The 20,470-nt window shown below is 71.4% G+C and carries 20 protein-coding genes; 11 read left to right on the top strand and 9 right to left on the bottom strand.

The genetic code is table 11. The features are described from left to right. Nucleotides 1-24: 24 nt before the first annotated feature. The 3 genes from OHA68_RS42315 (at nucleotide 25) to OHA68_RS42305 (ending at nucleotide 4,205) form a co-directional block, all read left to right on the top strand. Nucleotides 25-744, top strand: coding sequence for an amidohydrolase family protein (locus OHA68_RS42315; protein WP_327105269.1), 720 nt, complete (start codon nucleotides 25-27; stop codon nucleotides 742-744). A 111-nt stretch (nucleotides 745-855) separates the two neighbouring features. Beyond that, nucleotides 856-2,031, top strand: coding sequence for a DegT/DnrJ/EryC1/StrS family aminotransferase (locus tag OHA68_RS42310; RefSeq protein ID WP_327105268.1), 1,176 nt, complete (start codon nucleotides 856-858; stop codon nucleotides 2,029-2,031). A gap of 188 nt (nucleotides 2,032-2,219) precedes the next feature. Further along, complete coding sequence (locus OHA68_RS42305) at nucleotides 2,220-4,205, top strand: NHL repeat-containing protein (protein WP_327105267.1); 1,986 nt, start codon at nucleotides 2,220-2,222, stop codon at nucleotides 4,203-4,205. Here the strand turns inward: OHA68_RS42305 and OHA68_RS42300 are convergent. Next, complete coding sequence (locus OHA68_RS42300) at nucleotides 4,187-6,115, bottom strand: ligand-binding sensor domain-containing protein (protein ID WP_327105266.1); 1,929 nt, start codon at nucleotides 6,113-6,115, stop codon at nucleotides 4,187-4,189. The genes OHA68_RS42305 and OHA68_RS42300 overlap by 19 nt on opposite strands. 94 nt (nucleotides 6,116-6,209) lie before the next feature. Between OHA68_RS42300 and OHA68_RS42295 the strand changes: the two genes are divergently transcribed. Next, nucleotides 6,210-6,887: a histidine phosphatase family protein gene (locus tag OHA68_RS42295; RefSeq protein WP_327105264.1), complete on the top strand. Its 678-nt coding sequence runs from the start codon at nucleotides 6,210-6,212 to the stop codon at nucleotides 6,885-6,887. 106 nt (nucleotides 6,888-6,993) lie between these two features. Here the strand turns inward: OHA68_RS42295 and OHA68_RS42290 are convergent, their stop codons facing one another. After that, nucleotides 6,994-7,524, bottom strand: coding sequence for a uridine kinase family protein (locus tag OHA68_RS42290; protein ID WP_327105263.1), 531 nt, complete (start codon nucleotides 7,522-7,524; stop codon nucleotides 6,994-6,996). Nucleotides 7,525-7,664: 140 nt separating this feature from the next. Between OHA68_RS42290 and OHA68_RS42285 the strand changes: the two genes are divergently transcribed. Together OHA68_RS42285 and OHA68_RS42280 are read left to right on the top strand one after the other, a co-directional pair. Next, a complete protein-coding gene (locus tag OHA68_RS42285) occupies nucleotides 7,665-8,822 on the top strand; it encodes a CaiB/BaiF CoA transferase family protein (protein ID WP_327105262.1) in 1,158 nt (385 codons plus the stop codon). Between the two features lie 70 nt (nucleotides 8,823-8,892). After that, entirely contained in the window at nucleotides 8,893-10,383 is a 1,491-nt protein-coding gene (locus OHA68_RS42280; RefSeq protein ID WP_327105261.1) for a carboxyl transferase domain-containing protein, read from the top strand. 185 nt (nucleotides 10,384-10,568) lie between these two features. Here OHA68_RS42280 and OHA68_RS42275 read toward each other — a convergent pair whose 3' ends face one another. From OHA68_RS42275 to OHA68_RS42260, 4 genes are read right to left on the bottom strand one after another with little or no spacing between them, the layout of a single operon-like run. Continuing rightward, a complete protein-coding gene (locus tag OHA68_RS42275) occupies nucleotides 10,569-10,961 on the bottom strand; it encodes a hypothetical protein (protein ID WP_189143906.1) in 393 nt (130 codons plus the stop codon). Further along, nucleotides 10,958-11,404 (bottom strand): hypothetical protein, encoded by a 447-nt coding sequence (locus OHA68_RS42270; RefSeq protein WP_225278110.1) that lies wholly within the window; start codon nucleotides 11,402-11,404, stop codon nucleotides 10,958-10,960. The genes OHA68_RS42275 and OHA68_RS42270 overlap by 4 nt, the downstream gene beginning before the upstream one ends. Nucleotides 11,405-11,414: 10 nt before the next feature. Next, nucleotides 11,415-12,206, bottom strand: a complete 792-nt coding sequence (locus OHA68_RS42265; RefSeq protein ID WP_327105260.1) for a carbon-nitrogen hydrolase family protein — start codon at nucleotides 12,204-12,206, stop codon at nucleotides 11,415-11,417. Then, complete coding sequence (locus OHA68_RS42260; RefSeq protein WP_327105259.1) at nucleotides 12,166-13,143, bottom strand: DUF418 domain-containing protein; 978 nt, start codon at nucleotides 13,141-13,143, stop codon at nucleotides 12,166-12,168. The genes OHA68_RS42265 and OHA68_RS42260 overlap by 41 nt, the downstream gene beginning before the upstream one ends. Before the next feature lie 56 nt (nucleotides 13,144-13,199). Here OHA68_RS42260 and OHA68_RS42255 point away from each other — a divergent pair, with 56 nt between their 5' ends. Continuing rightward, nucleotides 13,200-14,366: a pyridoxal phosphate-dependent aminotransferase gene (locus OHA68_RS42255; RefSeq protein WP_327105258.1), complete on the top strand. Its 1,167-nt coding sequence runs from the start codon at nucleotides 13,200-13,202 to the stop codon at nucleotides 14,364-14,366. Here OHA68_RS42255 and bar read toward each other — a convergent pair. Then, nucleotides 14,363-15,469 (bottom strand): barbiturase, encoded by a 1,107-nt coding sequence (gene bar / locus OHA68_RS42250; RefSeq protein ID WP_327105257.1) that lies wholly within the window; start codon nucleotides 15,467-15,469, stop codon nucleotides 14,363-14,365. The genes OHA68_RS42255 and bar overlap by 4 nt on opposite strands. 127 nt (nucleotides 15,470-15,596) lie before the next feature. Here bar and OHA68_RS42245 point away from each other — a divergent pair, with 127 nt between their 5' ends. From OHA68_RS42245 to OHA68_RS42230, 4 genes are all read left to right on the top strand, one after another. Continuing rightward, a complete protein-coding gene (locus tag OHA68_RS42245; protein WP_327105256.1) occupies nucleotides 15,597-16,265 on the top strand; it encodes an alpha/beta fold hydrolase in 669 nt (222 codons plus the stop codon). 136 nt (nucleotides 16,266-16,401) lie between these two features. Further along, nucleotides 16,402-17,487 (top strand): FUSC family protein, encoded by a 1,086-nt coding sequence (locus OHA68_RS42240; protein WP_327105255.1) that lies wholly within the window; start codon nucleotides 16,402-16,404, stop codon nucleotides 17,485-17,487. A 141-nt stretch (nucleotides 17,488-17,628) separates the two neighbouring features. Then, complete coding sequence (locus OHA68_RS42235) at nucleotides 17,629-17,790, top strand: hypothetical protein (protein WP_189143912.1); 162 nt, start codon at nucleotides 17,629-17,631, stop codon at nucleotides 17,788-17,790. A gap of 86 nt (nucleotides 17,791-17,876) precedes the next feature. After that, entirely contained in the window at nucleotides 17,877-18,404 is a 528-nt protein-coding gene (locus tag OHA68_RS42230; protein WP_327105254.1) for an SseB family protein, read from the top strand. On the opposite strand, the gene OHA68_RS42225 is transcribed toward OHA68_RS42230, so the two are convergent. Together OHA68_RS42225 and OHA68_RS42220 are read right to left on the bottom strand one after the other, a co-directional pair. Beyond that, nucleotides 18,321-19,481 (bottom strand): cation:proton antiporter, encoded by a 1,161-nt coding sequence (locus OHA68_RS42225; RefSeq protein ID WP_327105253.1) that lies wholly within the window; start codon nucleotides 19,479-19,481, stop codon nucleotides 18,321-18,323. The genes OHA68_RS42230 and OHA68_RS42225 overlap by 84 nt on opposite strands. Next, a complete protein-coding gene (locus tag OHA68_RS42220; protein WP_327105252.1) occupies nucleotides 19,460-20,401 on the bottom strand; it encodes a hypothetical protein in 942 nt (313 codons plus the stop codon). Before OHA68_RS42220 ends, OHA68_RS42225 begins: the two co-directional genes overlap by 22 nt. Nucleotides 20,402-20,470 lie beyond the last annotated feature (69 nt).

Below are 20,470 nucleotides of genomic sequence, written 5' to 3'. Positions count from 1 at the left end.
CACGCACGGCCACGGAGGAGCGCCGTGATCCTCGACGCGCACGGCCACGTCGGCACCTGGCCGGACTTCCTCATCCCCGACCCGACCGCCGAAGGCCTGGTGGCCACCATGGACCGGATCGGCGTCACCGCCATGGGCATCAGCCACCTGCTCGCCGTCGGCGCCGACGCCGAGCGGGGCAACCGGCTGGCCCTGGAGATCGCCGGACGATTCCCCGGCCGCTTCGGCGTCTGGCAGGTCTACAACCCGCACCACCGCACCCCGCTGACGCGCGACGGGGTCTGGGGCGTCAAGCTCCACCCGGACGTCCACCTGTGCCGCCTCGACGACCCGCGCTACGACCCGGTCTGGGAGCTCGGGCTGCCGGTGCTCGCCCACGGCCAGACGGACTCGCCGTGGAGCGACCCGGACCAGTTCGCCACGATCGCCGCCCGGCACCCCGGCGTGCCGCTCCTGCTGGGTCACACGGGCCTGTGGCCCAGCGGCTTCGAGCGCGCGGCCCATACCGTGGCCGACCACCCGAACGTCTACCTCGACGTGTGCGGCTCCAAGATGACCGGCCGCTGGATCGCCCGCCTGGCCGCGCTGGCCGGGGCCGAGCGGGTGCTCTTCGGCTCCGACGCGTGCTTCCTCGACCTCAGAACGGGCTACGGCCGCGTGGCCCTCGCCCCGCTCTCCGAAGCCGACCGCGCCCTCATCCAGGGCGCGAACCTGGCCCGCATCCTCGCCCTCCCCACCCCCTGACCTGTTCCGGCCTCGCCGGAGCCGTCCGTCTGACTCCACGGGGAAAACCGAACCCTGCGGTGAGCGCCCCTGCCACGCTCGTCCGTCCGTACCAGAGAAAGGGACGCTTCCGTGACTCTCGCCCTCCACGGTGGCTCGCCGGTCCGCGCCACCCCCTGGCCGAGCTGGCCGCCGCCCCTCGACCCCCGCCAGCGCGCACTCGTCACCGAGGTGCTGGAGAGCGGCCTCTGGGGGGCCACCCAGGGTGGTTCCGTGGTCGCGGACCTGACCGCGGCGTTCGCGCGGCTGTCCGGCGTCCCGTACGGGGTCGCGGTCGGCAACGCGACCCTGGGCCTGTTCGCCGCGCTCAAGGGGCTGGGCGTGGGGCGCGGCGACGAGGTGATCGTGCCCGCGTACACGTTCGTCGCCTCGGCCACCGCCGTGCTGCTGGCCGGCGCGGTGCCCGTCATCGTGGACGTGGACCCGCTCGACCTGCATCTGTCCCCGCAGGCCGTACAGGACGCTCTCACCAGCAGGACCGCCGCCGTCATGCCCGTCCACCTGGCGGGCAGCTCGGCCGACATGGACCTGATCAACGCGCTCGCGGCCCGGCACGGGCTCAAGGTCGTGGAGGACGCGGCCCAGGCGCACGGCGCCACCTACCACGACCGGCCGGTCGGCGGCCTGGGTGACGCCGGGGTGTACAGCTTCCAGGCCAGCAAGGCGATGACCGCCGGGGAGGGCGGCCTGATCGTCTGCCGCGACCAGGCCGACCACGAGGCTGTCTGGTCGGTGTGCAACCTCGGCCGCAGACTGGGCGGCCAGTGGTACGGCCACCCGGAGGTCGGCTGGAACCTGCGCCTCACCGAGATCCAGGCCGCGCTCCTGCTGCCCTGGCTGGACCGGCTCGACGACGAGATCGACCGCCGGAACGCGTTCTGCGACGCCCTGGAACGCGAGCTGGCCCACCTGCCGGAGGAGCCGGTGTCCCTGGTGCCGCAGCCGCCCGGCACCACCAGGGACTCGCGCCACCTGCTCATGCTGCGCGTCGACGCGCCGGTGGACCGGGGCTTCCTGCTCACCGCGATGGCGGCCGAGGGAGTGCCGCTGGAGTCCGGCTACCCGCCGCTCGGCACGATGGCCGCGCTGACCGCCGAGGGCGCGCGGGCCGAGCCGTGCCCGGCGGCGACGGAGGCCGCGGCCAGTGTGGTCTGGGTACGCCAGTCCATGCTCATGGACGACCCGGCCCGCGCCGCCGACGTCGCCGAGGCCCTGACCAAGGTGCTCACCTACCGCGAGCAGCCCTGACCGGCGGGACCTGGTCGCGGGCGACCGCTGGGACGTTGACCCGGAGATCCGCCGGGCGCGATGGAGAACGCCTCGATGCGATCGGCTATCACGATTTCGGTCCCAACCGTAATAGAAGCTTGACGCGCCGATCCGTTGGTTCTTAGGTTTCGGTCATGGTCTTAATTAAACGGGCGCTTGTCGCCGGCATGACCGCGCTCGCTCTGCTCGCCCCGGCCGCCCCCGCCGCCGCGGACCCGGTCGGTGGCCGGGTGACGGATCTCGGCGTGCCACTCCAGGACGTGCTGCTCCTCGGCGGCACCGTCGCCCCCGGCCCGGACGGCACTCCCGTTCTCTGGGGCGCCTCGTCCGGGGCTCCGGCCCATCTCAACGCGGTGGACCCGGCCACCGGGGCCGCGGTGGCCCGCCTCGATCTGCCCGGCGCGGCCGGCGCCTGGGCGGTGGACGCGACCCCCGACGGCAGCGTCTACGCGGGCACCTACGGCGACGGCCGCCTCTACCGCTGGACCCGCGAGTCGGGCGTCACCGACCTCGGCCGGCCGCTCGCCTCGGAGAACTTCATCTGGACCGTGGCGGCCGGCCAGGGCGCGACCGTCTACGGCGGCACCTCACCGGGTGGCCGTCTGTTCGCCTACGACCCCGCCACCGGGGTGCGCGACTACGGCAAGCTGTCGGCGACCCACTCCTACGTCCGCAGCGTCGCCTACGCCGACGGCAAGATCTACGCGGGCACCGAGAACCCCGCAGCCCTCTTCGAGGTGGACGCCGCCGACGGCACGGTCAAGCGGTTGCCCACGCCGTCCGGCCTGGACGTGACGGGCAAGTGGGCGTACGACGTCAACGTGGCCGCGGGCTTCGTGTTCGTCAGGTTCAGCGACGCGTTCCCGGGGCCGCTGCACGTCTGGGACATCGCCGCGGGCCAGTGGGTGGACGCGCTCGACGCGGCGCACGGACTCGACGTGTCCCCGCCCGACGAGCAGGGCAAGGTCTACTTTGTAAAGGCGGGCGAACTCGTCAGCTACGATCCGCGTACCCGGGCCGTCACCCCCACCGGCATGCCCGTCACCGGACGGGTCGCCAACACCCGCGGCATCGGCTGGGCGGAGCTGGGCCTGCCCGACTACCCGGGCAAGAGCCTGGTCGGGCTGCTCTGGCGGGGCCTGATGTTCCGCTACAACCCGCAGACCGGAGCGAAGTCCTTCATCCAGACCGGCATCCAGGGCGAGCCGATCGACATCACCGCCATCGCGGGCGGCCCTGATGATCGCGTCTACACCGGCGGCTTCCTCAACGGCGGCTTCGCGGCGCTCGACGCCAAGACCGGGAAGGTGGCGGAGTTCCACACCTTCTCCCAGTCCGAGGCCATGACCACGCACCGCGGCAAGCTCTACGTCGGCGCCTACCCCGAGGCCCGCGTCTACGCCTACGATCCCGAGCTGCCGTGGCACAGCCCCGAATACTCGCCCAGCCCCGAGCCGGGACCCGAGGCCAACCCCGCACGGCTCTTCGACCTGGCCGCCGACAAGCAGATCCGGCCGCGCGCGCTGGTCTCGGCGGGCCGGTACGTGGCGGCCGGCACCATGCCCGACCTCGGGCAGCTCGGCGGTGTCCTGGCCATCTGGGATCCCGCCACGGGCAAGCTCAAGCACGCACAGCGGGGCGTCGTCCAGGACCAGAGCATCGTGTCGCTCGCCTACCGCGACGGTGTCCTCTACGGCGGCACCTCCATCTACAGCGGCCAGTCGGCCACCCCGCCGACGCAGCCGGAGGCCAAGCTGTTCGCCTGGTCGGTCAAGGAGGACCGGCTGCTGTGGGAGTTCGTCCCCGCGCCCGGCAAGCCGGCCATCCCCGCGCTGACCTTCGACGACCGCGGCCGGCTCTGGGGCATCGCGGGCGGCGAGGTGTTCGGGGTGAACGTCGCGGCCCGCAAGGTGATCTCCCGCGTCACCCTCTCCACCGGCTCCGGCGCGAGCGGCCAGCTCGTCTTCAACCCCAAGGACAGACTCCTGTACGGGGCGCACGCCGGCACTGAGGTGGTCACGGTCAGCCCGAGGACGGGAGCGAAGGCCGTGGTGAAGCGCGGACCTGTGCACCACCTCGCGGTGCACAGGTCCGGTGACGTCTACTTCGCGGAGGGTGCCAACCTGTTCAGGTATCAGCCGCAGAGTCGATAGGTGTAGAAGTTCTCGAAGCGTGACAGGTACATGTGCTCGTCAGGGCCTTCGAGCAGGATCGACATCGGGCGGGCGATGAGCGTGAGCTTCATCGTCGCCCGATCGATCTTGTAGGCCTTGCCCTGGACCTTGCCGTAGAGCATGCCGTCGCGGCCGAGCTCGATGTTGGTGTCGAGCAGGACCTGGGTCACCGTGTCCCACGGGTAGGTCTGGTGCTGGACCTGGCGCAGCGTGGCGCCGGTGGCGGCGTCCAGCTTGTACAGGTTGTCGGGGCTCAGGCCCCAGAGCTTGCCGTCCTCGTCGAAGGTGATCGAGCCGAGCGCCAGGTTGCCCGGGACGGGGGTGGTCTGCCAGATGAGCTTGTCGGTGGCGACGTCGTAGGCGAAGGCCTGCGCCTCGCCCTGCGGCGTGCTGGTGCCGCCGAACGCCGAGGTCGTGCCGTAGATGACGCCGTCCTGGTAGGCCAGGCCGATGATGCTCTGGCCGGGGATCAGATCGCGCTTGATCACCGCTTTGCCGGTGGCGGGGTCGTACAGGCCCAGAGCTCCGCCGATGGTGCCGACCTTGGGCACGGTGCCGAACGCCAGCAGGTCGCCCGCCGACACCATCGCGAACGGCCGGTCCTGCTCCTGGGCGGCGAGGTTGAGCAGTTCCTTGGGTGCGGTGCCGTCGAACTCGTAGATGCGGGCGCCCGGGTAGACGCCGAGGTAGAGCTTGCCCTTGTGGGTGACGATGCCCTCGCTCTGGCCGACGTTCGGCCAGAACTGGGACTCGCCGGTCTTGGGGTCGTAGGCCGCCAGGCCGCCGGTGAAGAAGCCGCCGGCGTAGATGCGGCCGTCGGGGCCGACCCCCATGGAGCGGACGCTGACGGGCTGGCCGGTCACCGTGGAGGCGAAGAGGGTTCCCTTGCCGGTGCGCCGGTCGTAGTGCCAGATGCGGCCGGTGGAGGAGGTGCCGACGAGCGTGGTGCCGACCCAGCCGAGGGGTCTGGCCGCGCCGCCGCCGAGATCGGTGAACCCCAGTTTCACGATTTTTCCGCTTTTGAGGTCATATTTGGAGAGTTCATCCCCCTGGACCAGGTAGACCGCCTGCCCATGCCGGCCCCCGCCCACGGTGAGGCTGTCGACGTCGTCGACCGTGTCCTTCCAGGACTTTCTGGCCAGGTCGTACACACCCATGGGGTTGGTCCCGGTCGAGGTGGCGAAGCGCACCAGCAGGTGCCGGCCGACGATGTCGAGGTCGTAGGCGTACCCCTGCTCGTCGGTCGGCGGCTCGATCACCCTGATGAGGGTGCCGTCCGGCTTCAGCACGGCCACCTTCATGCTCTGCGCGCCGAGCCCGGCGTAGACGGTGCCGTCGTCGCCGATGGCCAGGTCGCGCACGAACTGCTCGCCCGGCACCGGGCTGCCCAGGTCGTCGATCCGTCCGCTGGCGGTGTCGTAGCGGAAGAGCCGTCCGTGGGGCGAGGTTCCGCCGTAGACGGCCGTGCCGTCGGGGCTGGCGGCCACCGTCCACACGAACGTCTCGCCGGGCACCGCGATGCCCAGCTCGCTCACCTGGTCGCTGGCGGGGTCGTAGCGGAACAGCCTGCCCATGGCCCCGGCCGTGGCGTTGTAGCTGCCGACGTAGACCGAGTGGTCCGGGGCCACGGTCACGGCCCAGGAGCCGAGCGCGAGCGGCAGCGGCTTCTCGGCGATCAGGGTGGCGTCGGAGGCGTTCCGGATGGCGAGCATGGCGGGACCGGACGCGCTGGAGGTGACCGAGTACACCCGGTCGCCGTCGAGTGCGGTGCCCGCCGTGGTGGCCCCGGTGAGCGGCATCGTGCCGAGGTTCTGGAACCCGCATCCGGTCGGCGGTGCTGCCAGGGATTCGGCCTGGGCCGGTGTGACGAAGGCTAAGGCAACGAGCATGGCTGCTAAGAGAATACGCACGAACGCCTCCTATAAATGGGCTATAACGGCCTTGACCGTAATCTCTAGGGTGGTGCCGTGACAAGATGTGCCCATGGGCCCGGTGCGGATCGTCGCCGTTCGGCACGGCGAGAGTGAGGCGAACGTCGCCTACCGGCAGGCGGGTGACGACCCGCTGGTCTACGCGCGCGGCGACGACGAGGTGACGCTGACCGGCGTCGGCCGGACGCAGGCCGCCGCGCTCGGCCGTCTGCTGGCCGCCCTGCCCGCGGCCGAGACGCCCGAGCTCGTCTGGTGCTCGCCGTACCTGCGGGCCCGCGAGACCTGGGCCGTCGCTCGGGAGACCTGGGGCGCCGGCGCCCTCCCGCTCATGGTGGACGAGCGGCTGAGGGACCGGGAGTGGGGCCTGCTGGCCCCCTACAACGAGGCCGCCATCGAGCGGCGCTTCCCCGAGGAGCTCGCCCGCCTGCGGGCGGAGGGCGAATACCGCTACCGCCCGCCCCAGGGGGAGTCGTTCGCGGACGTGGCGGCCCGCCTGCGCGACCTCCTCACGGACCTGCGTGCGCGGGCGCGCGGGCAGCGGGTGCTGATCGTCGCGCACGACTCCGTGGTGCTCGTGCTGCGGCACGTGATCGCCGAGGCCCCGGACACGGAGCTGGCCGCGCTGGCGGAGTTCGCCCCGATCCTGAACGCCTCCGTCTCGACCTGGCACGCAACGGACGGGCGGCTCACGCTGCTGCACTACAACACCGTCCACCATCTGGAGCCATAATTCCTGGGCGAGAGCGGTGGCGGGCCGCATTCACGGGCCGGTGGCGGCCGTGACAAGGAGTCGGTGACCGCTACGAGCCGGTGGCGACCCTGACCAGCAGCAGGCCCTAGGTGGGGATGATCTCGTCGGCCCTGGCGCGGGTGCCGTCGGCGGCGAACCAGGCACGTTCGGCGGCGAACCAGCTCCGCCACCGCGCCAGGAGCTCCTCGCCGTCCCGGTCGAGGACGCGCCGGAGCCGGACCTCCTCGTCCGCCTCGACCCAGATGACGTATGCCAGCAGCTCCGCCGCCGAGGCGCGGGCCGTGCCCACCCCCTCGATGACGAGCACCGGCGCCACCGGCACCACGACGCGTTCCCCGTAGTCGCCGCGTACCCAGTCATAGCGGCGGAAGCCGCCGGGCCGGCCGTGGCGCAAGGGCTGGAGGACCTGCCGGTCGAGCGCGTCGAACCAGGGGCCGGGCCCCTCGTCCCAGGGCACGGGGAAGTCGTCGCTGTGGATCACCTGGCAGCTCAGGGCCGTCCCCAGCCGGTCGGCGAGCGTGGTCTTGCCCGAACCGGCAGGTCCGTCGACGGCCACCAGACGGACCGGTCCGCAGGAGGGCGGGCGGGCCTGGATGCGCTGGGCCGAGGAGATCACCGGCCCAGGTTAGGTGAGGGTTCGGGAAGATCACCGGCCCGGGTGAGGAGATGCGGCGGGAAGATCGCGGGCCCCGGGTTGGGGGACCGGGCGGGGGAGACTGAAAGAATGGCCGTTTCGGACCATTCTGGAGGTCGATCTTGCTCGGACCGCTGGGTGACATCGTGGTGCTCGATCTGTCCAGGGCCCTGGCGGGCCCGCATGCCGCGCAGATGCTCGGGGATCTGGGCGCGCGGGTCATCAAGGTGGAGCATCCGGACGGGGGAGACGAGTCGCGGGGCTGGGGACCCCCCTTCGTAGGCCCAGATCACGAAATATCGACCTATTTCCTTGCGGCTAATCGCAACAAACAATCCATCGCCGTCGATCTGAAGTCCCCCGAGGGCAAGGAGCTCATCGAGCGGCTGGTGGCCCAGAGCGACGTGCTGGTGGAGAACTTCCGCACCGGCGTGCTCGACCGCCTCGGCTTCCCGGTCGCACGATTGCACGAGCTCAACCCCCGGCTGGTCGTCCTGTCGATCACCGGGTTCGGCCACGACGGCCCCGAAGGCGGCCGGCCGGGCTACGACCAGATCGCCCAGGGGGAGGCCGGTCTGATGTCGCTGACCGGCCCGTCCCGCGACGAGCCCTACCGGGTCGGCGCCTCCGTCGCCGACCTGCTCGCCGGCATCCACGGCGCCTACGGCGTGGTCGCCGCCCTGTACGAGCGCGAACGTACGGGCAAGGGCCGGGTCGTACGGACGTCCCTGCTGGCGGCGGTCACCGGCGTGCACTCCTACCACGGCACCGCCTGGACCGTGGGCGGGCAGGTCCCCGGCGCCAATGGCAACCACCACGCCTCGATCGCCCCTTATGGCGCTTTCCGGTGCGCGGACGGGATGCTACAGATCGCCGCCGCGAATGAGGTCCAATGGAAGAAAGTAGCCTCGCTACTCGACATTGACCCGCATATAGCGAAATATGCGACCAACAGGGAGAGATTCGCGCACCGGGATGAGCTGATCGCCGACATGGAGAAGGCCCTGGCCGCCCACGACCGGGCCCACTGGCTGGCCAGACTCGGGGAGGCCGGAGTCCCGGCAGGCGCGATCCGCTCACTCGACGAGGTCTACGCCTGGGAACAGACCCGCTCCCAGGGGCTGCTGGTCGAGGTGGACCACCCGGTGCTCGGCACGATCGAGCTGCCAGGGCCACCGCTGCGCTTCGACGGCCTCACGGGCATGACGCACACCGCGCCGCCCGCGCTCGGCCAGCATGACGGCGACGTGCTCCGCTGGCTCGAAGAACGAGAGCGATGATCGGGTTTCGCGGGCATCGGTCGGCGCTCTCGTGCGTCACCATGGGATCACCGGTGGACGAGAAGGAGCGATGGTGAGCCGTCCGGACGCGCGTACGTTGATCGAAACGGTCCTCGACGGGGGCTCGTGGACATCGTGGGACGCGCCGCCCGCCGACCCGGCCGAGCCGGGCTCCTCCTATGCCGAGGAGCTGGCCGCGGCCCGGGTCAAGTCCGGCTACGACGAGGCGGTCGTCACCGGCGAGGGGCTGCTGGGCGGGCGCAGGGTGGCCGTGGTGGCCTGCGAGTTCTCCTTCATGGCCGGGTCGATCGGGCTGGCGGCGGCCGAGCGGATGGTCTCCGCGATCGAGCGGGCCACCCGTGAGCGGCTGCCGCTGCTGGCCGCGCCCGCCTCGGGCGGCACCAGGATGCAGGAAGGCGCGCTCGCCTTCGTACAGATGATCAAAATCACGGTGGCGGTGCAGGCGCACCGGACCGCGGGCCTGCCGTTCCTGGTCTATCTGCGGCACCCGACCACCGGCGGGGTGTTCGCGTCGTGGGGCTCGCTCGGGCACGTCACGGCGGCCGAGCCGGGCGCGCTCATCGGGTTCGTCGGGCCGAGGGTGTTCGAGTCGCTGCACGGCTACCCGTTCCCCGAGCACGTCCAGGTGGCCGAGAACCTGCACGAGCACGGGCTGATCGACGCGGTGGTGGCGGCCGACGACGCGCGGGACGCCGCGATCGGCGCCCTGTCCGTGCTGGCCGACGACGGGACGCGGGTCGTGGCCGGACCGGCGCCGCAGGAGGATCTGCGGCCGGTCGAGGCGTGGGAGGCGATCACCCGCTCGCGCCGCGACGACCGGCCGGGCGTACGGACGTTGCTCAAGCTTGCCGCCACCGACGTGACGCCGCTCAGCGGCAGCGGCGCGGGCGAGAACGAGCCCAGTCTGCTGCTGGCTCTGGCCAGGTTCGGCACGGCTCCGGCCGTGGTGCTGGGCCAGGACAGGCGCAGGCAGCGGGCCAACGCGCCGCTCGGGCCCGCAGGGCTGCGGGTGGCCAGGCGGGGCATGCGGCTGGCCGCCGACCTGGGGTTGCCGCTGGTCACGGTGATCGACACGGCGGGGGCGGCGCTGTCGAAGTCCGCTGAGGAGGGCGGACTGTCCGGGGAGATCGCCCGCTCCCTGGCCGAGCTGGTCACCCTCGACGCGCCGACGGTCTGCCTGCTGCTCGGCGAGGGCGCGGGCGGGGCCGCGCTGGCGCTGCTGCCGGCCGACCGGGTGCTGTGCGCGCAGCACGCGTGGCTGTCGCCGCTGCCGCCCGAGGGTGCCTCGGCGATCCTCTACCGCAGCGTGGACTTCGCGCCCGAGATCGCCCAGGCGCAGCGCATCCGCGCCACCGACCTGCGCCGCGACGGCATCGTCGACCGGGTCGTCCCCGAGGTGCCCGACGCCGCCTACGAGCAGCGGGCGTTCTGTGAGCGGGTGGGCCGGGCGCTGGAGTACGAGATCGCCGGCCTGCTGCGGCAGCCCCCGGCGGACCGCCTGACCGCCCGCCTGTCCCGCTACCGCCACCTGGGCGGCTAGAAACCGAGGCCCGCCCGCCCCGGATCAGGGGCTCCGGATCCGTGAGACCCGGATCCGTGAGACCCGGATCCGGGAGACCCGGATCCGGGAGACCCGGATCCGTGAGATCCGGATCCGAGGACCCGGATCAAGGGACCGGGGTGCGTCCGACCCGGATCAGGCGACCCGGCTTCGTCCGACCCCGATCAAGGGACCGGGATGCGTTCGATGCGGATCGAGAAGACCTCCTCGCGCGGCACGACGACCTCGTAGGCGCCGTGGTCCACCATCCAGTAGCCGAGCGCCTCCGCCTTCATCCCGCTGTGGCCGGTGTAGGCGATGTGCAGGCCGTCCTCGTCCTCGTCCAGCACCACGCACGGCTCGCCGCCGAACGCGCCGACGGTGCGGATCAGCACCAGCCACTCCAGCTCAGGATGGGCGACGGTACGCCGCCAGTAGCCGGACGCGGACTCGAAGCCGTCCAGCTCCTCCTCGCTGAACAGCACCACCTGGTCGTCGGGGCCGAGCGCGGCGGGGAACGTACGCTCGCCGAGCCGGGCGACGAAGCCGGAGGCGACGGGGGTGATCTCGTCGCTCATGCCGCGGGCCGCCAGGTCAGCCCGTCGTAGTCGGCGAACGGCCGCTCGCCCTCGCCGGTGATGTGCACGATCTGCGCCCCTGCCGGGATCGGCGTCGGAATGGTGTGGAACTGCGGCACCACATGCTCGCGCGAGGTGGTGAACCCGTTGCCGGCGAAGGGGGGCGTGTCGCTCCAGTCGCCGCCCATGTGCGGGCCGTACGGCACGGCGTAGTCGTCGATCTCGCGCGCGTTCCAGCGCATGACGTAAAGCTCGGGCACCTCGCCGGTCAGCTCCGAGCCGTCGAACGACAGGTCTAACCCGGAGAAGAGCTGCGCGGGCGTGGTCAGCCTGGCGCAGTCCTGCACACGGTAGACATATCCGGATATGACGGTGCGCTTACCCGACAGGTATGGCACGAGCAGACGCGGCGGGACCACCTTCTGCATCTGCGTTCCACTCACGATGTCCACTTTACGATCTCGTGACGCCGAGGACCCGATGTTCAAGGCACGGCAAGGTCGCTCTGATCGTGGCGGTCGCCTCCTGATCCAGCTCCACCACCTGCACGCCCGGTGTGGCGCCGAGGTCGGCCCTGACCACGCCCAGCGGGTCGATCAGCATGCTGTGGCCGACCCCGTAGCCGTCGGTGGCCTCGGCCGGGTTGGGAGCCTGGCCGACGGCGGCGGTCCACATCGTGTTCTCCAGCGCTCTGGCACGTGCCAAGGTGACCCAGTGGTCCTCCTTGAGCGGGCCCGAGCCCCAGGCGGCGATGACGGCGAACATCTCGGCGCCCCGGTCGACCAGCGCCCTGGTCAGCTCGGGGAAGCGGACGTCGTAGCAGATGACCAGCCCGACGCGGATCCCGGCGAGCTCCACCACGGTGGGCTCGGTGCCCGGGGCGACCAGCTCGGACTCCTTCGCGCCGAAGGAGTCGAACAGGTGGATCTTGCGGTAGACGCCCTTGATCGCGCCGTCGCGGTCGATGGCGACGGCGGTGTTGTACACCCGCCCTTCGCCCGGCTCGAACGTCCCGGCGATCACCGCGAGGCCGTGCTCCCTGGCCGCCTCGGACACACCCGAGACGAACGGCCCGTCGAGCGGCTCGGCCAGCTCGGAGATGCGTCTGCCGTAGCGGGTGAGCGTCGCCTCGGGGAAGATCGCGAGGTCCGCGCCCTCGGCTCTGGCCAGAGCTTCGCGGACCCTTGTCAGGTTGGCCACCGGGTCAGGTGACACCGGGATCTGGCAGAGGGCGATTCTCGTCACGGCCCGACTCTAACCGGTTCGGCACGTACCGAAACCACGTCAGGCATCGCCAGATCCACTCAAGCGGTCCATACCTGTAGCGCCCCAGCCACCACCTGCTGAGAAGCACCTGTACGGCGAGCGTGCCGGCCGTCACCGCGATCACCGACCAGCGGGTCAGATCGGTGTCGAGCAGAGGGGTGGCCAGAAAAATGATCAGCGTGCCGGAGATGTAGTTGGTCAGCGCCATCTTGCCCAGCGGCTCCAGCAGGGCCGACAGCCACGGCCGCAGCGCCAGCAGCAGCCCGGTCGAGTAGGCGGCGGCCCCGGCGACGGCGGCGGCCAGGTAGATGCTCCAGTCGCCGGTGGACGCCCAGACGACGACGAGCACCGCGCCGGCCACCGCGCTCACCGCGAACGCGGGCGCCAGCAGCCGCCGGGGCGGCTCCAGCCGCATGAGCCCCATGCCGATCAGGAACGCGGCGGGGATGAGCAGCGGGCCGGTGGGGACGATCGAGGGCAGGCCCAGGGGCAGGCTCCCGCCGTCGTTGGCCACGCTCCACCCGAGCAGCGCCAGGCCGAGCACCAGCACCGGGACGCCGCCGGGCAGGAACGACGCGGGCACGAGCACCAGCGCGCCGAAGAACGCGTAGTCGATCAGCACCTCGCCGGTGTACCAGCTGTGCTGGATCAGCCCGAAGACCATCAGCCAGAACAGCCGTCGCAGCAGCACCCCTCGATCGGCCCCCTGCAGGAACAGCACGAAGCTGATGCCGAACAGCAGCGAGAAGATCGGGTAGAAGCGGCTCTGGATGAGGGTGTCGATCGTCCAGTCGATGCCGGTGGCCGGCTCGTGGCGGGCGTGCTGCCACGTGTTGACCAGCATGATCCCGCCCACCGCGAAGCCGCGAAGGGCGTCCAGCTCACGAATACGCGTCCGAGTGCTCAGGGAAACCACCTTACGAGCTGACCTGCGGTCGGAAGATCACCGGCCGAGCCCACTAGTGTGAACATGTGACGGAACCACTTGTCTCCCGGATGCGCTCTTTCGGCACCACGATTTTTGCCGAAATGAGCGCCCTGGCCACCCAGACCGGGGCGATCAACCTGGGTCAGGGCTTTCCCGACACCGACGGGCCGGCGGCGATGCTGGACCGGGCCGTGCACGCGATCAGGTCGGGAGCCAACCAGTATCCTCCGGGCCCCGGCGTCATGGAGCTGAGGCAGGCCGTGTCGGAGCACCGGGCCGAGCGCTACTCCCTCGCCTACGACCCGGCGGGCGAGGTTCTGGTCACGGTGGGCGCGACCGAGGCGATCGCCGCGGCGGTGCTCGCGCTGTGCGAGCCGGGCGACGAGGTGATCGCCTTCGAGCCCTACTACGACTCCTACGCCGCCTCGATCGCGCTGGCGCAGGCCCGGCTGGTCGGCGTGACGCTGCGCCCGGTCGAGGGCCGCTTCGCCTTCGACCCGGACGAGCTGCGTGCCGCCGTCACACCGCGGACGCGGATGATCCTGGTCAACTCCCCGCACAACCCCACCGGCACGGTCTTCACGCGCGCGGAGCTGACCGTCATCGCCGAGCTCTGCCAGGAGCACGACCTCATCGCCGTCACGGACGAGGTGTACGAGCACCTCACCTTCGACGGCGCCCCGCACATCCCGCTGGCCACGCTGCCGGGCATGCGGGAGCGCACGGTGATGATCTCCTCGGCGGGCAAGACGTTCTCCGTCACCGGCTGGAAGACCGGCTGGGTGTGCGCCCCCGCCGAGCTGGTCACGGCCGTGCAGACGGTCAAGCAGTTCCTCACCTTCACCGCGAGCGCGCCCTGGCAGGTGGCGGTCGCCTTCGGGCTACGGCACGAGGGGGAGTGGGTCGCCGCGCTGCGCGCCTCCTTGCAGGACAAGCGGGACCGGCTGATGGACGGGCTGACGGCCGCGGGCTTCGAGGTGTTCAAGCCCGCGGGCACCTACTTCGTGCAGACCGACATCCGCCCGCTCGGCTTCACCGACGGGCTGGAGTTCACCCGCCGGCTGCCGGAGCTGGCGGGTGTGGTGGCCATCCCGACGCAGGTCTTCTACGACCGTCCCGAGCGCGGCGGGCACTTCGTCAGGTTCGCCTTCTGCAAGAAGGACGAGGTCATCGACGAGGCCGTGGCCCGGCTCAAGCGCCTGTCCGTCTAGGTCTCGTCCGACAGGTCGGCGATCGCCGCCACCGGGCCGCCTCCCGAGGGGCCCTGGTGCACGGCGGCGACCGAGACGAACACCGCCGGGTCGCCGGTGACGGCCGCGGCCACGCCGCCCACCGTGGCCTTGATCTGGCGGTGCCAGTGCACGTCGGAGTCGTCGAGCATGATGTTGCGCCGGCCCCGGACCCGGCCCGACGGGTCCGCCTCGCACTTCATGAAGACGTTCACCAGCCGGCCGCCCAGGTCGGAGTGGTGCGGGCGGTCGGGCAGCGGCAGGCCGGCGTCGCGGATCGCCTCCCAGATGCCGTCGGCGTCCAGGGCGTCGCGCATCACGCTGTGGCCGATGCGGTAGCGACCGCCGATGCCGCGCACGTTGCCCACCAGCACGATCTGCGCCCGGTCCAGCTCCACGCCGGAGGAGCAGGACGCCACCGACGAGTACAGCGACAGGTCCTTGTGGATCTGCTCCGCAGACGGCATGTCGATCTCGCCCAGCGCCACCGCGACGCCGAGCGCGGTGGTGGAGTTGGACAGGTCCATCGACGGCCCGGTCTCCTCGATGGCGGTGTCCTGGCCACGGCTCTTGGCGTCGGTGATGGTGGACAGCGTGAGCAGCGGCGTCTTGGTCTGCACGTAGTGGACGTCGCGCGGGTCGTCGATGCCGGCGATCTTCATGGCCTCGCGGACCCCGGCCGCGACCTTCTCCACCATGGCGGGCCGGCCGATGTCCTCCGGCAGGATCACCTCGCTCATCGCCACCCCGACCGACACGCGCGGCTCGTCGGAGGCGACGCTGCGCGCGGGGTCCACGGTGGCGAAGATGGTGGCGTGCGGGCTCAGCACCCCGTCGGTGCCGCCGGACCACACCAGAGGTACGGTCTCCGGCGCGGGATGCCCCTTGGCGGCCAGCACGTCGCGGAAGGACCGGTCGGCCAGGATGCGGGTGTAGTCGTTCACGCCGCCGTTGCCTTCGGTCTTGCCGACCACGGCGAGGACCCGGTGGGCCTCGATCACCCCGTCGTCGATGAGTCGCGCCAGCCCTGAGGCGTCCGTGACGCTCTCGATCGGCACCTTGACCACTTCAATCGGATCCGGCATCTTCCGCCCCTTCGTACCCACTGGCTCACCGTGATCGGCATACCCGGCCTCACGCTACTGACGCCGGAAACCGGCTTTCACCGGCAATGTCTGCCAACGTGGGCGGTGCCGGCAGTAGTGTCGCGGTGTGATTCGCAAAGCAGTCGTGAACGGGATCATGCTCACCTTCCGCGAGGAAGGGGACCCGGTCGCGCCGGCGCTGGTGCTGCTGCACGGGCGGACCGCCGACCACAACGACTGGAACGGCTTCACCCAGCATTTCGCGGTCCGCCACCACGTGATCGTGCCCGACCTGCGCGGCCACGGCGCCAGCGGCCATCCGGGCGACTACCCGATCCCGGCCATGGCCGACGACATCGCCGCCCTGCTCACCCAGCTCGACGTCGAGCGCGCCACGCTGGTGGGCCACTCGCTGGGCGGCGCGGTCGCCTACCACCTGGCCATCCGGCATCCCGGCCTGGTCCAGCGGCTGGTGCTGGAGGACGCGGTCCCGCCGGAGCCCCTGCAGGGCCGTGAGCCCGTGGTGGAGGACGACTCCACCGGCTTCGACTGGCGCATGGTGCACGACACCGAGCGGCAGTTCCGCGAGCCGGACCCGGCCTGGGCGGCGGGCCTGGCGGCCATCTCGGCGCCGACCCTGGTGCTGTCGGGCGGCCGGGCCAGTCACCTCGACGCCGGCTTCCTGGCCGAGCGCATCCCCGGGGCCAAGCTGGTCACCATCGAGGCCGGCCACCTGATCCACGCCACCGAGCGCATGGCGTTCATGCAGGCTGTGGACGACTTCCTGGACAGTTAGCCGGACCGCCCACAGGATCTTGTCCGGGTGGTTTCCGGTTGAGGTCCCGGTGAACGAGGTAGATGGCTACCGGTCCGTTTCGTCCTTGATGGACGGTGTGACCGAAATGTCATAATGATCGGCCAAGGTGGGAAGAGTGGCAACGAAGCTCGGCGAGCACATACGGGAACGGGTGAGGTCGTTCGGGCTGGTGGCCCCCTCGATCGCGCAGGCCGCCGTGGGCTCGGGGCTGGCGTGGCTGGTGGCCACCCAGGTGCTCGGCCACACGCGCCCCTTCTTCGCGCCGATCGCCGTGCTGATCAGCGTCGGCATCGGGCTCGGCCAGCGGCTGCGCAGGGTCGCCGAGCTGGTGGTGGGCGTCGGCCTCGGGGTGGGGGTCGGCGACCTGCTGGTCACCTGGATCGGCTCAGGCGCCTGGCAGATCGCCCTGGTGGTGGCGCTGGCGATGGTCACCGCCGTGCTCCTGGACAGCGGAGCGCTGTTCGTCGCACAGGTGGCCTCCTCCGCCGTGCTGGTCGTGGCGGTGCTGCCGGGCGACCATGCGGGCGGGTTCGACCGGATGCTCGACGCGTTCACCGGCGGCCTCATCGGCCTCGCGGCGGTGGCGCTGATGCCCGCCAGCCCCCTGACCCTCGCCGCCAAGCATGCCTCCGGGGTGCTCGACGCCCTGTCCACGGCGCTGGAACAGGCCGCCGAGGCGATCGAGAAGCGCGACGCCGACCTGGCCGCCGAGGCGCTGGAGGAGGCGCGCGGCACCCAGGTGGCGGTCGAGGAGTTCGAGCAGGCGCTGGAGACCAGCAAGGAGATCATCATGATCTCGCCGATGCACTGGCACCGCCGGGCCAGGCTGGCCAGGTACGAGACGGCGGCCGAACCGGTGGACCACGCGCTCAGGAACGTCCGCGTGCTCGCCCGCAGGACGCTGGCCGCGCTGGGTGAGATGCACCCGCCGCCGCGGGCGCTGGCCGACGCGATGCGCGAGGTGTCGGAGGCGGCGCTGCTCCTCCAGCTCGAACTGGCGGCGGGCCGCGAGCCCGTCCTCGCCAGGCAGGCCCTGATCGCGGTGGCGAACCGGGAACGGCCCGAGCAGCTCGGCTTCTCCGCCGCCGTGATCCTGGCGCAGCTCCGGTCGATCGTCGTCGACCTGCTCAGAGCCACCGGCGCCGGCCACGAGGAAGCGGACACCGCCCTGCCCCCGGTGGACGACCCGTCACCGGGCTGACGGACGAACCCCGCGCGGGCCGGGCCGCTCCACACGCTCGCCCGCCTCGCCCCGGCCGACGCGTCAGCAGGGCCGTGGTTCGGTCGGCGGGTGTCGGGTAAAGGAGGCCATCACAGCCCTGACCAGGAAGGATCGCGCGTGATGAGCACACCCGACGAGAACGTGCCCGAGAGCGACACCGAGCCCCTGCTGGAGGCCACCGGGGACGACCAGGAGCCCGTCGAGGAGCCCAGGACACCGGGCCGCGTGGCGATGGAGGCAGCGCTCAAGGCCTCGGGCAAGGCCCTCAGCGACCTCACCTGACGATCGCCGTACCGAACGGATGTGACCGGCCGTCTACTCCGGGCGGGTGCTGGGGGCGAGGCGGGGCGCCGGTAGGCTCGGGTGTCGTGCCGAGCATTCCTCAGCCTCTCGATCCCACCGACGACGGCGGCGCCGCCCCGGCCGTTACCGCCGCGCTGGCCGCCTACCAGGACGGCACGGCCGGACCCGATCAGGTGCTCGGCGCGCTCGGCGGCGCCCGCCTGCTGGTGCCCGTCGTCGCCCTGCTGACCGAGTCCGAGGTCGGCGAGCACGGGCTGCGGCAGGAGAAGGAGAGCGAGATGGCGCTGCCCAAGCTCGTCGGTCAGGACGGCAGGCAGGCCGTGCTCGCCTTCACCGGCACCGAGGCGCTGACCCGATGGCGCGCCGACGCCCGGCCCATCCAGGCGACCACCTTGCAGGTGTGCCAGGCGGCCGTCAGCGAGCGGGCGGCGGCCGTGGTGGTGGACGTGGCGGGGCCGGTGCCGTTCGTGATCGAGGGCGACGTGCTGCGGGCGCTGGCCGCGGTCGAGTCAGGCACCGTCGACCGGCTCTCCGGTGTCACCGTCGCCCGGGTGGAGCCGGTCAGGAAGCGGCGCTGGTTCGCCAGAGGCTGACCGCGATTCCCTAGATTCGCCGGAGGCTGACCGCGACTCCTGAGATTCGCCGGAGGCTGACCGCGATGTCCAAGATCTGCCAGGGGATGACCGGGACTCCCAGGAGTTGGCCGCCCGGTTCGCCACGGCGTGGATGACGTTGACGGTGACGATCGCCGGCGCGACCACCGCCACGAACCCGTCCAGCGAGCGTTCGAAGACCAGCGCCAGGATGATGGCGGTGATGCCGTTCTGCTGGGCCAGCGCCAGGTGCACGCGGTCCATCAGCGGCAGCCGCCAGGTGAGCAGCGCCGCGGCCAGGATCTGGGCGGCGAACGCCAGGACGCCCAGCACGATCCCCTCGGCGACGTCGACGCCGCCGACCAGCAGCATCCCCATGAGGAAGGCGGCCAGCGGGAACGCCACCGCCACCGCCTGCTCGACGCGCCGGCTGTCCGGCAGGCGCAGGAACAGGCCCGCGATCGCCAGGCCCAGCATGAGGAACGTCCACGCGCCGACCAGGATGGCCATGATCGCGGCCGCGTGGACGAGCCACGGCGGGCCGCCGCGGACCAGCCGCCACACCAGGTAGGCGACGACGGCGAACAGCGCGTTCCAGCCCAGGTCCGCCACGTCGCCCAGCCCCGCACCGCCGCCGGAGAAGGCCAGCGTGGCCGCGTACACCGACAGCACCACGGTCACCGGATCGTCGAACGACGACCACGCGGCCAGGATCGTCCTGGCCCGGGCCGACAGCCGGGACCCGGTCATGACCGCGGCCACCGACAGGGGGTCGATCTGGGCGACCGTCACCGCCAGCACCAGCGCGAACGGGTCGTCATAGAGGAGGAAGAGCACCGTGGCGATGAACGCCGCCTTCAGCAGCACGCCGACCGTGACCGCGAGCACGATCACTCCGGCGTTCGCGCGCGCCTCGGCCCTGTCGATGCCGTGCGTGCTCCCGTACAGGCCGATCGCCAGCAGCAGTGAGCTCGCCAGCAGGTACGCCGGGGAGTGCTGGAGACCGTCGAGGCCGGTTGACGCCGCCAGGGCCCAGCCGGCGAGGAGAACGAGGGTCAGGAGCCGGATTCGGGCCACTCGCGCTCTTTCTTGAGGGGACGCAGGATGCCGCCGCGTTCCGGCGGGAGGCGCTGGTTGATCGGCGGGAGGGTGAAGTGGCCGCGGATCATGTCGACGAGCCTGGCCAGCTTGTCGTCGGCGATGTCGACCTTGCGCTGGTCCAGGGTGACCCCGATGAGATAGCGGCCACGGTCCACCCAGTAGTGGTAAAGGGCGCCGCGCTCCACGTCGACGACGGTCCTGATGACGGTGCCGCCCTCCATCGTGCGCAGGTGGGGGCCGAGCCGATGGCCGAGCCAGTCGAGCTGGCGGCCGATCTTGAGATAGCCGTCACGACGCTCCTCGGGGGAGGTCTCGTGGAAGAAGTGCCTGAGGTCGGCGTCGTCCAGCACGTCGGTGTAGAAGCAGCAGCCCTCCGCGGTGAAGAACGCGACGAAGTGCAAATCCTCCTGGTCGACCATGGACACGCAGCTGCCGAGCGCCTTCTCCATCGCCTGGCTCAGCTCCGGCAGGGTCCGGATCAGGATCTCCGACTCGCCGATCACCTTGCGCTTGGTCAAGGTGGGCGCGGGCCCCGCGGTGGCCTCCAGGTAGGGCAGGTAGAGCCCCCGCCGGTAGAGGATCAGCAGGTAGGAGCCGGTCAGCACGGTGAAGACGCTGAGCCCGACCATGGTCAGGCCGAGCAGGTCACTGGGGACGCTCGACCGCCACAGCACCGGCCCGAAACCGGCGACGAACCCGAGGACGAGCTCGACGACGGCGGCCACGGTCAAGGCGGTGACCAGCATCACCGGCAGCCTGCCCCGGACATTGCCGGCCACGAGCGCGACCAGCGCCAGGGCGACCAGCACGAAAATCACGGTCACCGCGCGCGAGACGCTGTACTCCTCGCCCTCGATGTACCAGGCCAGCATCTCCAGCAGCACCGGAACCAGCACGAACGTCGCTATGACCACCGCTATTCTTGCGAATTTGTCCCCGCCCACGCCAAAAGTCTCCGTCGAACG

It is taken from the genome of Nonomuraea glycinis, assembly GCF_035920485.1.
Classification (GTDB): domain Bacteria; phylum Actinomycetota; class Actinomycetes; order Streptosporangiales; family Streptosporangiaceae; genus Nonomuraea; species Nonomuraea glycinis.
This window is presented reverse-complemented; position numbering and strand designations above follow the sequence as displayed.

What these genes read in the sequence shown, in the direction of transcription:
- OHA68_RS42305 (WP_327105267.1), top strand. Translation starts at nt 2,220, where the DNA reads ATGACCGCGCTCGCTCTGCTCGCCCCGGCCGCCCCCGCCGCCGCGGAC.
- OHA68_RS42300 (WP_327105266.1), bottom strand. Translation starts at nt 6,115, where the DNA reads ATGCTCGTTGCCTTAGCCTTCGTCACACCGGCCCAGGCCGAATCCCTG.
- OHA68_RS42295 (WP_327105264.1), top strand. Translation starts at nt 6,210, where the DNA reads ATGGGCCCGGTGCGGATCGTCGCCGTTCGGCACGGCGAGAGTGAGGCG.
- OHA68_RS42280 (WP_327105261.1), top strand. Translation starts at nt 8,893, where the DNA reads ATGGTGAGCCGTCCGGACGCGCGTACGTTGATCGAAACGGTCCTCGAC.
- OHA68_RS42275 (WP_189143906.1), bottom strand. Translation starts at nt 10,961, where the DNA reads ATGAGCGACGAGATCACCCCCGTCGCCTCCGGCTTCGTCGCCCGGCTC.
- bar (WP_327105257.1), bottom strand. Translation starts at nt 15,469, where the DNA reads ATGCCGGATCCGATTGAAGTGGTCAAGGTGCCGATCGAGAGCGTCACG.
- OHA68_RS42235 (WP_189143912.1), top strand. Translation starts at nt 17,629, where the DNA reads ATGAGCACACCCGACGAGAACGTGCCCGAGAGCGACACCGAGCCCCTG.